8 protein-coding genes and 1 pseudogene are annotated in these 12,767 nt (G+C 67.5%); 3 read left to right on the top strand and 6 right to left on the bottom strand.

Translation table 11 applies throughout. From position 1 onward, the window contains the following. Nucleotides 1-118: 118 nt before the first annotated feature. The gene (locus FND50_RS07330; RefSeq protein WP_144285292.1) at nt 119-2,545 is read right to left on the bottom strand and encodes an ATP-dependent Clp protease ATP-binding subunit; all 2,427 of its coding nucleotides are present in this window, start codon (nt 2,543-2,545) and stop codon (nt 119-121) included. Nucleotides 2,546-2,696: 151 nt separating this feature from the next. Next, on the bottom strand, nt 2,697-3,161 hold the full coding sequence (locus FND50_RS36460; RefSeq protein WP_260850931.1) for an arginase family protein: 465 nt from the start codon (nt 3,159-3,161) through the stop codon (nt 2,697-2,699). Between the two features lie 323 nt (nt 3,162-3,484). Here FND50_RS36460 and FND50_RS07320 point away from each other — a divergent pair, with 323 nt between their 5' ends. Beyond that, a complete protein-coding gene (locus FND50_RS07320; RefSeq protein ID WP_144285291.1) occupies nt 3,485-5,509 on the top strand; it encodes an APC family permease in 2,025 nt (674 codons plus the stop codon). Here the strand turns inward: FND50_RS07320 and FND50_RS07315 are convergent. Both FND50_RS07315 and FND50_RS07310 read right to left on the bottom strand, forming a co-directional pair. Continuing rightward, a complete protein-coding gene (locus FND50_RS07315) occupies nt 5,478-7,094 on the bottom strand; it encodes an FAD-dependent monooxygenase (protein ID WP_144285290.1) in 1,617 nt (538 codons plus the stop codon). The two genes, FND50_RS07320 and FND50_RS07315, sit on opposite strands and share 32 nt — an antisense overlap. A 97-nt stretch (nt 7,095-7,191) precedes the next feature. Next, on the bottom strand, nt 7,192-7,950 hold the full coding sequence (locus FND50_RS07310) for an ABC transporter permease (protein WP_144285289.1): 759 nt from the start codon (nt 7,948-7,950) through the stop codon (nt 7,192-7,194). Between the two features lie 136 nt (nt 7,951-8,086). Between FND50_RS07310 and FND50_RS07305 the strand changes: the two genes are divergently transcribed. After that, nucleotides 8,087-10,414, top strand: a complete 2,328-nt coding sequence (locus tag FND50_RS07305; protein WP_144288995.1) for an ATP-binding cassette domain-containing protein — start codon at nt 8,087-8,089, stop codon at nt 10,412-10,414. 18 nt (nt 10,415-10,432) lie between these two features. Here FND50_RS07305 and FND50_RS07300 read toward each other — a convergent pair whose 3' ends face one another. Beyond that, the gene (locus tag FND50_RS07300; RefSeq protein ID WP_144285288.1) at nt 10,433-11,020 is read right to left on the bottom strand and encodes a carboxymuconolactone decarboxylase family protein; all 588 of its coding nucleotides are present in this window, start codon (nt 11,018-11,020) and stop codon (nt 10,433-10,435) included. Between the two features lie 402 nt (nt 11,021-11,422). On the opposite strand from FND50_RS07300, the pseudogene FND50_RS37745 reads away from it, so the two are divergent. Continuing rightward, nucleotides 11,423-12,514, top strand: a pseudogene (locus FND50_RS37745) (alpha/beta hydrolase fold domain-containing protein). A 27-nt stretch (nt 12,515-12,541) separates the two neighbouring features. On the opposite strand, the gene FND50_RS07290 reads toward FND50_RS37745, so the two are convergent. Continuing rightward, nucleotides 12,542-12,763 (bottom strand): hypothetical protein, encoded by a 222-nt coding sequence (locus FND50_RS07290; protein ID WP_144285287.1) that lies wholly within the window; start codon nt 12,761-12,763, stop codon nt 12,542-12,544. Nucleotides 12,764-12,767: the final 4 nt, after the last annotated feature.

The following is a 12,767-nucleotide window of genomic DNA, read 5'->3' as shown; positions in this document are numbered from 1 at the left end:
TGCACGTCGCACAGCTCATCACCGGGTGCTGATCCGAGATGGCGAGGGCGGGCAAGGGGCTACCCACACACGTGAGTGGCAGAGCGTGCCGAAGCACACTCTGCCACTCACGTCGGGATCAGCCGACTACGAGATCCAACTCGTCGTCGGACACTCCGACCGCAATGCTGCCACCCTCGACGAGGACGTCGTCGAGCAGCAGATCGGCGATCCGATCGTCGACAGCCCGTTGGATCGACCGGCGCAACGGTCGCGCCCCGAACTCGGGCTGGTGTCCGTGCTCGGCAATCCAATCGACCGCGTCCTCGCTGAACGAGATCTCGATGCCCTTGGACTGCAGCCGCTTCCGGCTGTCGTCCAGCAGCAGGTCGGTGATCCGGTGCAGCTGCTCGGTGTCGAGCTTGCGGAAGATCACGATCTCGTCGATCCGGTTCAGGAACTCCGGACGCATCGACTCGCGCAGCCGGCCCATCACCCGATCCCGCAGCGGCTTCTCCGAAGCCTCGGCGTCACCGGTGCTGAAGCCCAGCGCACCCGACTTGCTGGAGATGATGTCGGATCCCAGGTTGCTGGTCATGATCAGAACGGTGTTCTTGAAATCCACCGTCCGGCCCTGACCGTCCGTGAGCCGACCGTCGTCGAGCACCTGCAGCAGCGTGTTGAACACGTCGGGGTGTGCCTTCTCGATCTCGTCGAGCAGGATCACCGAGTACGGGTTCCGGCGGACCTGCTCGGTGAGCTGTCCTGCCTCCCCGTATCCGACGTAGCCGGGAGGGGCACCGACGAGCCGGCTGACCGTGTGACGTTCACCGAACTCGCTCATGTCGAGTCGCAGCATCTTGTTCTCGTCACCGAACAGCGTGGCGGCCAGCGCCTTCGCCAGTTCGGTCTTGCCGACACCGGTCGGTCCGAGGAACAGGAAGCTACCCACAGGACGATCCGGATCGTTCATACCGGTGCGGCTGCGGCGCACCGCCCGGGCGATGGCCCGCACGGCGTCGTCCTGGCCGATGACACGACGATGCAGTTCGTCCTCGAGCCGGCGGAGGCGTTCCTTCTCCTCCTCGGTCATCTGGCTGGCCGGGATTCCGGTGGCCCGCGACACGACCTCGGCGATCTGCTCGGCAGTCACCTCGGGCGTCACGTCGGTCGTGCCGACCGCCTTCCCCTCGATCCGGGCCTGGACCTCCATGGTCTCGTCCCGCAGTCGCGAAGCCTTCTCGTACTGCTCGTCGGCGACGGCCTGTTCCTTGGCCTGCTCGAGTTCCGCGAGCTTCGCCCGCAGAGCCTCGACATCGACGCTCGGCATCCGCAGCCGCAACCGGGCTCCGGCCTGATCGATCAGGTCGATCGCCTTGTCCGGCAGGAAGCGGTCACCGATGTAGCGGGCCGACAGCTCGACGGCCGCCGTGATCGCCTCGTCCGTGTAGCGGACGCCGTGATGCTCCTCGTACCGGTCACGCAGACCGGACAGGATCGCCACCGCATCGTCGACACTCGGCTCCGCCACCGTCACCGGCTGGAAACGGCGTTCGAGCGCCGGGTCCTTCTCGATGTGCTTGCGGTACTCGTCGAGCGTCGTCGCACCGACGATGTGCAGCTCACCGCGGGCGAGCTTCGGCTTGAGGATGTTGCCCGCATCCATCGCGCCGTCGGCGCCGCCACCGGCACCGGCGATGGAGTGGACCTCGTCGATGAAGACGATCAGCTCGTCCGAGTGGGCCGAGATCTCGTCGATCACCTTGTTGAGGCGTTCCTCGAAGTCGCCGCGGTACCGGGTGCCCGACACCATGCTCGACAGGTCGAGCTGGACGATGCGCTTGCCCGTCAGGCGGTCGGGGACGTCGCCGTCGACGATGCGCTGGGCCAGGCCCTCGACGACCGCCGTCTTGCCGACGCCGGCCTCACCGACCAGCACGGGGTTGTTCTTGGTGCGGCGCGACAGGATTTCGATTGTCTGCTCGATCTCGTCGGCGCGCCCGATCACCGGGTCGACTCCGCCGCCGCGTGCGCGTTCGGTGAGGTCGAAGCCGTACTTGTCGAGTGTGGGGGTCCCCGAGTTCGAGGACTCCTCCTCCACCGATCCACCCTGCACGGCGGTCTGCAGGCGCTCCGGGGTGATTCCTTCGGACGCGAGCAGGCGTCCGGCGGCGTGGTCCTGATCCGCGGCGAGCGCCAGGAAGAGGTGCTCGGGATCGATGTAGGTGGACCCGAGGGCGCGCGCGAGTTGGTGTGCCTCGAGCAGCGCCGTCTTCAGCGCGCCGCTCAGTGCGGGTGTTGCAAAGCCTGACGTGTCACGGCTCTGAGGCAGACGCAGTTCGACGGCATCGGCTACGGCCGACGTGTCGGCGCCTGCGCGGCGCATCAGAGAAGTGACGGGTTCGTGTTCTGTCATGACGCGCAGAACGTGGAGTGCATCGAGTTCCGCATCGCCACGACCTGCGGCGAAACGGGCAGCAGCAGCCATGAGCTCCTGGGTGGAGCGACTCATGAGCCGACTGATATCGATGCGACCTGGGCCCTCCGGCCCGAAGAATGCTGGCATTCCTCAGCCTCCTATAAGTTGAGCGTTACTCACTCAACTAACATGCCAACCCTGCGATCAATTCCCAAGAGGGATGGATGTGAGCTCGATCACGAAAGTCCGTGGCGGTGCCGACCCAGTCCAACGACGACAGGAACCCGGATCTTCCCGCTCACGGCAGGGTGCGTCCGAGAAGGTCGAGCACTCGGGTCGCCTGGTCGCCGGTGGGATCGAGATCGGGGCGGAAGTCGGCGACGCTGACTCCCACGAGTCGAGGTGACCGCGCCAGTGGCGCGACCACGTCGGCGAGTTGATCCCAGTCGAGGCCTCCCGGCTGGGGGTACGTCACCGCGTCGAGCGACTCGGGATCCAGCACATCCAGGTCGAGGTGCAACCACACCCCGTCGCCTGTGCCGGCCAGCTCTGCGACAGCCTGCCGACCTGCGGCGACGGGGTCACGCACGACGGCCGGCGCGTCGATGCGGCGCAAGTCGGATGCCAACCGGATCAGTTCGGCGGCGGACGCCGCGTCCAGGCTCTCGGTGCGATGACCGATCAGAACGGTGTCGCTCGCCCCCACCATCGGGGGCGTCCCGGCCAGCGTGATCAATGCCTCGGCGCCGACTCCGGTGAGCACCGCAAGCTCCGCCGCCGACCACCAGCGGTCGCCGGCCCGGCAGGTCCGTCATCGCGACCGCCAGATCCGCCAACGCGTGAGCGGCCCGCACCGTCTCGGACAGTGCGATCACGCCCGTCCGTTCGTCCCGGTCGGTGCGGTCGATCACGGTCGCGGCGTCACCGACATCCCGGCCGACCATCGCGGACAGGCCGGCCTCCCGAAACGCGTGCGGCGCTGCCTGTTCGCCACGAGCCGAGCCGGAGCAATCCCACGGTGCACCCAGCATGCACCAGCCGGCAGCGTCCATTCCGCCATGATCCACCAGGTTCTACGCTGAACTGGTGGTGACTCTCGTTCGAGCGGTCCGGCGGCTGGCTCTGGGACGCCCGCTGCGCAGCGACGACATCGGCGAGCAGTTACTGACCAAGCGACTGGCGCTGCCGATCTTCGCCTCCGACCCTCTGTCGTCCGTGGCGTACGCGACGCAGGAGATCCTGCTGATCCTGTCCCTGGGCGGTCTCGCGTACTTCTACCTGACGCCGTATCTGGCGATCGGGGTCGTGGTGCTGCTCGCCGTGGTCGCCCTGTCGTACCGCCAGGTGGTGTACGCCTATCCCAGTGGGGGCGGCTCGTACGAGGTGGCCACCAAGAACCTCGGTCCGTCCGCGGGGCTGACGGTGGCGTCGGCACTGCTCATCGACTACGTCATGACGGTGGCGGTGTCGGTGTCGGCCGGCGTCGACAATCTCATCTCCGCCGTGCCCGCGCTGAACACGCACCGGGTGGCGCTGGCCGTGGCGTTCGTCGTGCTGCTGACGGTGATGAACCTGCGCGGGATCCGCGAATCCGGGACGACGTTCGCCTTCCCGACGTACGGGTTCATCGCCGGGGTGATGATCCTGATCGTGACGGGATTCGTCCGCGTCGCGGCCGGCTCGACACCTGTCGCCGAAAGTGCCGGGTACACCATCGAACCGGAACTGTCCGGGTTGACCGGTGTGGCCCTCGTGTTCTTCGCGCTGCGCGCGTTCTCGTCCGGATGTACCGCGTTGACGGGTGTCGAGGCGATCTCCAACGGGGTGCCTGCGTTCCGTAAACCCAAGAGCGCCAACGCCGCGAAGACACTCATGGCGATGGCGGCGACGGCCATCGTGATGTTCGCGGGAATCACGGCGCTGGCCATCGTCACCAAGGTGCACGTCGCGGTGAACCCGTGCGATCTGATCGGGTTCGCCGGGAACTGCGAGACCGATCCGCAGCGCACCGTCATCGCCCAGATCGCGGCGGCCGTGTTCGGCGGCACCACCAACATCGGCTTCTTCTATGTCCAGGCCACCACCGTGCTGATCCTCGTGCTCGCCGCGAACACCGCTTACAACGGTTTCCCGCTGCTCGCGTCGGTGCTCGGCCGCGACCGCTACCTCCCGGTCCAGCTGAACACTCGCGGCGACCGGCTGGCGTTCAGCAACGGCATCGTGCTTCTCGCCGTGACGGCGGGTGGATTGATCGTCCTGTTCGACGCGTCCGTCACCCACCTCATCCAGCTGTACATCCTCGGCGTGTTCACGTCCTTCACTCTCAGCCAGGCGGGCATGGTCCGGCACTGGAACAGTGTGCTGGCAACCGAATCCGACGCCCGCGAACGTCGTCGCATCCACGGCCGGCGGGCCCTCAACGGCACCGGCGCCGTCCTCACCGGCACCGTTCTGATCATCGTCACGATCACGAAGTTCACCCAGGGTGCCTATCTCGTGGTCATCGCCATGCCGATCCTGTTCTTCCTGATGCGCGGGGTGCGGCGGCACTACGACCGGATCGCGGCGCTTCTCGTCGTCGACGAGGACAGCTTCACCCTGCCCTCCCAGGTGCACACCATCGTGCTGGTGTCGGTGCTCAACAAACCCACCGCCAGGGCGCTGGCCTACGCCCGCGCCACCCATCCGACGACGCTCGAGGCGGTCACCGTGCTCAGCGCCAACACCGGAGAACTGCAGCGGGAGTGGGAGAAGTACGAGGTTCCGGTGCCACTGAAGGTCCTCGAATCGCCGTACCGTGAAGTCTCCCGGCCCATCGTGGGGTACGTGAAATCCGTCCGGAAGCGGATCCCGGACGGCGTGGTCACCATCTTCATCCCCGAGTACGTGGTGGGCCACTGGTGGGAACACCTGCTGCACAACCAGAGTGCGCTGCGCCTCAAGGGGAGGTTGCTGTTCACTTCCGGGGTGATGGTCACGAGCGTGCCGTGGCTGCTGGATTCGGCCACCCGGGCCGGATCGCCGCTCGGCAAGCCGGCGCCGGGCGACATCCGGCGTGGGCTCCCGCCCGCCGCCGAGCTCAGCGGAAAGTCGACTTCAGGTACTCCGTGAGACCGTCGACCGCGACCGGACTCTGCCGGAATCCCAGATAGCCGTCCGGACGGACGACGAACGCGGCGGAACCCTCCGCGCCGTACGCGTGCGCGAACTCGCCGTCGTTGTCCCGGACGAGGGGTAGCACCGTTTCCCCGACATCGGCGGACGGCGACGCGACGAGGTACGTGTCGACGAGTCCCTGGGTCGCCGACTCCACGGACGTCGCCGCGGCCTCGAGCAGTTCCAGCCCGCGCGCGTCGACCGATTCGTCGGCGTACAGCAGCAACGTGTGGTTCCGTCCCGCGAGGAGAGTGAACAGCCGGAGGGGAAACGCGACCGCGGCGCGGGTCAGCCCACGGGCGTCCGGTGCCCGGCTGCCGGGGGTGAGCGCCGCATTCGACTCCGGTTGGGCGACGATCGGACTGTCCGCATAGCTGATGAGGAGTTGAGCCTCGCGTCGGATCACGTAGTCGGGATCCGACGACCCCGCCCCGATCCCCTCCCGGGCGCTGCGCACAGTGCGTCCCACCACCTCCTCGCCGACGGGCCGCCGTTCGGCGTCGTAACTGTCCAGCAGATCGGAGGCCGCGGCGCCGGACACGGCCAGCGCGACCTTCCACGCCAGGTTGTGGGCGTCCTGGATGCCGGTGTTCATGCCCTGCGCGCCGGTCGGCGGATGAATGTGGGCGGCGTCGCCCGCGACGAACACCCGTCCGCGCCCGTACGAGTCGACGATGCGGTGACTGATCCGGAAGACGGAGGACCAGCGGAGGTTCGACGCCCGCGTCGGTTCGGGTGACAGGCGGTCGAGCACGGCCTGGATGTGGTTCAGCTCCGGTTTGGGTCCCGCTTCGAATCCGTGCGCGATCTTGTCGGTCGCCGGGGTTCCGGTGCCCGCGAGGTCGCGTGGCACCAGCATCGACATCCGGTAGCGGCGGCGCCCGGGTAGCGGAATGCACACGAGCAGATCGTCGGTCTCGCCGTCCGTCTGATGCATCGACCGGATTCCGTAGCCACGTGGCATGGACCAGTCGACCTCGACGTCGCCGAGCATGTACTGCTCGACGAACGCACCGCCTTCGAAGGTGAGGCCGAGGCCCTTGCGGACGACGCTGTGGGCGCCGTCGCAGCCGAGAAGGTACTGGGTTCGGACGGTATCGTCGCCGTCCGCGCCGGTGACCGTGGCGACGACGCCGTCGTCGTCCTGCTCGAACGCCGTCAGCTTCGTACCTCGTTCGATCGTGGTTCCGAACGTGGCCAGGTATTCGGTGAGGATGCGTTCGGTCTCGTACTGGGGCAGACCGATGAATTCGAACGGGACGTCGGCCGGTAACGCCAACTCCAGACGGGCGACCTCGTCGCCGTTGACGTACACGATCTGCCCGCGCATCTGGATCGCCGCGTCCAGGATGTGCCGCAGTACACCCATGCTCTCGAACACCTCGAGGCTGCGCGGTTGGATCCCCACCGCCTTCGCGTACTGCGGTGGCTCGAGCAGGGGATCGATGATGCGGCAGGCGACACCTCGCCTGCGCAGTTCGATCGCCGCCGTCAGACCGACCGGACCCGCTCCGACCACCAATACCTCGGGATGCACCACAAGACACCGCCTCGTCAGCAGGGACCGACCACCGACCAGTATGCGGGACCGACGATGTAGTTGACCGGCGTTCGGGCCAGACCCGGATCCTTCACGTTCACGCGGTGTGGAGTCTCGGCCGGTGAACGGCTTCCCGGGCCACCAGTTCGATCGTCACGGCCACCGCACATGTCTGCGCGAGCAGCAGCCCTACGAGGACGAGGATCTGGACCGCCCCGGCCTGGACGGCGGAACCGCTCGCGAGAAGCACCCCGACGAACGCCCCCGGCAAGGTGACCAGCCCGACGGTCCGGGTCTGATCGAGTCCCGGGAGCAACGCGTCCGAGGCCGCGGACCGGACCACTTCCATGCGGGCATCGCGGACGTCGAGTCCGAGACTGAGCCCCGCCTCCACCTCACCCCATCGTTGTTCGACCGCATCGAGCGCGCGTCGCGCGGCGAGGGAGGTGGCCGTCATCGCACCGCCGAGCACGATTCCGCCGACGGGAACGATTGCGACACCTTCGAGCGGAACCACCCGGCTGACCAGCATCAACGGCACGACGATACCCACACCCGCAGCGAGGGACAGCGCCAGCCACGCGGCCGACCGCCCGGCTCTCGCGCGCCGAGCGGACGTTCCCACCGCCGCCGCGAACATTACGGTCAACACGAGGATCGAGGACCACAGATGCGCGAGAGCCGCGGCCAGGATGAGGGACACCGCGGCGAGCTGGGCGGCGCCGCGAATCGCCGCGGCCGGTACGACGAGTGGGCTGCCGAGGTCAGTGACGCGGTAGATCACCGCCGCGCACACGACCATCACGGTGCACAGCACAGCCAGTCCGACACCGGGATTCGCCAAGGACGTACTCACCCGGCTCAGTGTTCCTCACTTCCTGGTCGCGGGAATACCGAGAGTGACCGTTATGCCGACGAACCCCGGGCCGTGCATGCGACCATGGACGGAGTCGACGCTCTACGCCCGATGACGCTGACCGGAGGCCGTGGCGATGGACGACCGGGCGAACACAGCGCACCCGCGGGTCGTGGTCGAGACCGAACACGGCCGGACGAGCTACGGCGCGGGCAAGGCCGTCCGCATCGGCCGGGATCCGCAGCTGGAGATCACGATCGTCGATCCGGTGGTGTCGCGCGAGCATGCACGGCTCACCTGGGACGAGGGATGGCAGCTGGTCGACTCCGGCAGCAAGAACGGAATCTACGTCGACGGTGCGCGCCGAGAAAAGGTCTCCGTCACGAACCCCGTCGTCGTCCGCCTGGGTGACGCGGCCGAGGGGCCGGTCGTGCGGATCTCGGTCGAGGACCCGGACGCCACGCGACAGGACGTGGGCGCTCGATGGGACGAATCGACGATCGGCGTAGGCGCCCCGAGCGCTCCGCCCCCGACCCCGACCCCGCACGAGGCGGTCCCGAAAGGATCCCTCACGGTGGGACGGTCGCCCGACAACGACATCGTCGTCCGGGACGTGCTGGCCTCACGCCATCACGCCATCGTCCACAACGTGCCGTCCGGCCTCGAGATAGACGACCTGGGGAGCGTCAACGGAACGTTCGTCGGAGGCATCCGGGTGTCGCGCGCGCAGCTGACCGACGGCGACGTCGTCACGATCGGCAACACCGATTTCAGCGTGCAGGAAGGCAGGCTCGTTCCACGACAGGCGGTGGCTCCGACCGCAGGCGGGCTGCGGGTGGACGGCGTCGGACTCACCATCGAAGGCGGGCGTCGGCTGCTCGAGGACGTCACGTTCACTGCCCAGCCCGGCAGTCTCACCGCGGTGATCGGACCCTCCGGCGCGGGAAAGACCACGGTGGCCACCATCATCTCCGGTTCGGAACGCCCCACGGAAGGTGTGGTCGAGTTCGAGGGGCGCAGCGTGCACGCCGAATACCAGGTGCTGCGCTCCCGCATCGGAATGGTCCCCCAGGACGACGTCGTGCACCGGCAGTTGACGATCCGGCAGGCGCTCGGCTACGCCGCGGAGCTGAGGCTGCCGCCGGACACCAGCCGGACCGACCGCGAGGAGGTGATAGAGACCGTGCTCGACGAGCTGCAGCTGTCCGAACACGCCGACACAAGGGTCGATCGGCTGTCCGGCGGACAGCGCAAACGCGCGTCCGTCGCGATGGAGTTGCTCACCGGCCCGTCCCTGCTCATCCTCGACGAACCGACGTCGGGCCTCGACCCTGCGCTCGACCGGCAAATCATGGCGACGTTGCGCCGCCTCGCCGATTCGGGCCGCGTCGTCGTCATCGTCACGCATTCGCTGTCGTACCTCGAGATGTGCGATCAGGTCCTGCTCCTCGCACCGGGCGGCAAGACCGCCTACGTGGGACCGCCGGACAAGGTCGGGGCCGCACTGGGCAGCACCGATTGGGCCGACATCTTCGCCCGCGTCGCGGCCGACCCCGATGGGGTGTTCGCCGAGTACCGCGCCACCCGCCCCGCCGTAGAGGTGCCACCACCGAGTCCGCCCGGACCTCTCGGCAGTCCCGCGCACACGTCGCGGCGCAAGCAGCTGAGCACCGTCGTCCGCCGGCAGGCGCGGCTGATCCGCGCCGACCGGGGGTACCTGATCTTCCTGTCCCTTCTCCCGTTCGTGCTCGGCGGCCTGGCCGTGCTCGTGCCCGGCGACACCGGATTCGGTCCGTCGGGCCTCGACGAATCCGGTGAACTCACCCAGATCCTGGTCGTGCTGATCCTCGGCGCCGCGTTCATGGGTTGCTCACTGACCATCCGCGATCTGGTCGGTGAGCGCATGATCTATCACCGCGAACGCGCCGCCGGGCTGCTGCCGTCCGCCTACCTGACGGCGAAGATCGTCGTCTTCTGCGCCGCCGCGATCGTGCAGTCGGTGATCATGGTGATGATCGTGTTCGTGGGCAAGGGCTTTCCGGGCCGGGGCAGCGTGATCCCCTCCGGCTCCGTCGAATTGATCGTGGACATCGCCGTCACCACCTGCTCCTGCGTCCTCGTCGGATTGGCGTTGTCGTCGGTGGCACGCTCGAACGAGCAGGTGATGCCGATGCTGGTGGTCACGATCATGGTGCAGCTGGTGATGTGCGGAGGATTGATCACGATCACCGGACGCGCCGTGCTCGAACAGGTGTCGTGGCTCTTCCCGTCCCGCTGGGGGTTCGCGGCCGCCGCCTCGACAGTGGACCTGCGCACGAACGCCACGGGCACCGAACCCGACACGCTCTGGCAGCACACCGCATCGTGGTGGCTGCTCAACATCGCCATGCTGGTGCTCATCAGTTGCGTGCTCGCGGTCGTCACCTACAGCCGGCTCCGGCTGCGCCGTCCCCGCCGGCGCTGAAACAGATGCTGCGGTGTTCTACTCGTCTTCGAGACCCGCCGGTGCGCCGACGCCGAACACATTCATCATCTGAGACGGGGTCCGGTAATAGCCGACCAGGACCACGAGTTCGAGCAATGCCGAGTGACCGAGGCCGGCTTCGAAACGACGAAAGTCCTCGTCTCCGAGGGTGCCGGCGCCCGCGAGCAGACGACGGCACACGTCGTACGCAGCCTGTTCGGTGGTGTCTTCGGAACGAAACTCGCCGCTCCGAAGTGCCGTCGTCTCTTCGGCGCTCAACCCGGCGGCGTGTCCGACCCGTTCGTGGGCATAGCGTTCGAATTCGCTCTCCGTTGCGGCAGCGACCGTGAGTATCGCGATTTCTCTGATCCGGGCGGTCATCGCCGTCCGATAGCGCACCGCACTCCCGAGTTCCTGCAGCGCAGAACCGAGTCCGGGCACGTGCAACATCAACCCGAAGGGGCCGTTGAGCCTGCCCTCGTCATCCCGAAGCGCGAACAGCTGGGGCCCCTGTGCGCGCGGACCCGTCACGATGCTGTCGTACAACGCCTTCTGCTCGACGTCCAACTCGGCCGGTCTCAGGGTTTTGATCCGTGAATCTGCCATGGAATTACCATCTTTCAAGAAGAGTAGGCCTCGGAGGGGCGAGGATGAGTCAGAGTATTCCCGCGCCGGGGGCCCCGTCGTTCTCCGCCGACCCCGAATCACATCCCGAACTGACGCTATTCGTCCGATGGATTTCCCCCAAACAGAACTGCCGATTCCCGAATACTGCCTGATCCGCCACCCTTGAGCCACGGGCCACCCCGATGAGTGGATCCCGCGACCAGACGAAGAGGTGACGGCAACGTGACAACCCCGGTCGGGCAGTCCGCCCGATACGAGATCCAATCCTGTCCCGACATCGAGTTCGGGCGCCCCGACGGGCACGTCCTCCGGCTCGAGCTGTCTCTGCCGATCGGCGTTGCCGCCACCGCCGTCGTCCTCTACCTGCACGGCGGTGGTTGGATGATCGGATCTCGCAAGAGTCATGCCGCACGGGCGGAGCGGCTCGCGCGGCACGGATTTGCTGTCGCGAGCATCGACTACCGCCCCTCCACTGTGGCTCCCTTCCCCGCCCAGATCCTCGACATCGTGACCGCGATCGAGTGGCTGAAAGGTCCCGGACAAGCCTTCGGTGTCGACGCGAATCGTGTCGCTCTCTGGGGCGCATCGGCAGGTGCCCATCTCGCGCTTCTGGCCACCGCCGCTCCGGCGATTCGGCAGGCACCGCACGACGTGCCGGGTCCACCCGTGCAGGCCGCTGTCGGCTACTTCGGATGTTACGACCTCACCTCCCGCGGCGACCTCGACCGCCCGGACACCTGCTCGCCGATACCTCGGGAGATCCTCGAGCAGGACTGGCCGTCAGGGGTCCCCGCACCGCCGTCATCTCGCTACCTGAGAGCCCGATTACTGGGTGGCGACGAGTCGGCGGTAAGCGATCGCGAGCTCGCCGCCATCAGCCCGTTCGCGAGGGCGCACGACATCCACGTGCCGGTCTTCCTGCTCCACGGAACAGGTGACTCGGTCACGTCGGTGCAGCAGAGCCTGCGGATGGCACAGGAACTTCGACGCCGGGGGGAGACGGTGCGCCTGCGCCTTCTCGAGGGCGCCAACCACGAGGACTCCGCGTTCGACACGGACGCCACGATCGCCGACGTCGCCGCGTTCCTGCGGTGCTCCGTCGAGCACCACACCGTCCCCGTCATGGCCGCACCGGTGAACTTCCTGCATCACACCAGCTGGCAGGTCGACGACATCGACGAGGTCGGCCGCGGCGCCCACACGATGCTCGAGAACAACCCCGAACGCCACTTCTGGGGCCTCGGACGGCACTATGCCGGCGCGAACTTCTTCTGGTACCTCACGGACCCGGCGGGGAACTTCTCCGAGTACTACTCCGACATGGACACCGTCCCCGAGGACGGACTCTGGTCACCGGAAGTGCTCCACGGCCTGCAAGGGCTGTACGCCTGAGGGCCACCGCCGCCCCCGTCGTTCCTCGAACCGGACGACCTCGCCGCCCTGATGACCGGAGCACACTCCACCACGGGGTGACGAGCGGGTAGAACGATTCGGTGCCGGCTAGATCAGTTCGACGACGGTCCCCAGGTCGTGCACATGCTCGCTGTCCGCCGTCCCGGCGGCCGGCGTGATGTCACCACGTGCCGTGAGTGCCATCGATCTCGCCTCGCCCACGGCGAAGGCGACCGGTACCGCCACGGCAACGGACAGGAGGGCAGCTCCCGCGTCGAACGCCAAGCGCGCGACACCGAAAGCACAGTTCGCCGATTCTCGGATCGTCATCGTC

The organism is Rhodococcus sp. WB9, from assembly GCF_007558985.1.
Lineage (GTDB): Bacteria > Actinomycetota > Actinomycetes > Mycobacteriales > Mycobacteriaceae > Rhodococcus_F > Rhodococcus_F opacus.
This window is presented reverse-complemented; position numbering and strand designations above follow the sequence as displayed.

What these genes read in the sequence shown, in the direction of transcription:
- FND50_RS07330 (WP_144285292.1), bottom strand. Translation starts at nt 2,545, where the DNA reads ATGCCAGCATTCTTCGGGCCGGAGGGCCCAGGTCGCATCGATATCAGT.
- FND50_RS07305 (WP_144288995.1), top strand. Translation starts at nt 8,087, where the DNA reads ATGGACGACCGGGCGAACACAGCGCACCCGCGGGTCGTGGTCGAGACC.
- FND50_RS07300 (WP_144285288.1), bottom strand. Translation starts at nt 11,020, where the DNA reads ATGGCAGATTCACGGATCAAAACCCTGAGACCGGCCGAGTTGGACGTC.
- FND50_RS07290 (WP_144285287.1), bottom strand. Translation starts at nt 12,763, where the DNA reads ATGACGATCCGAGAATCGGCGAACTGTGCTTTCGGTGTCGCGCGCTTG.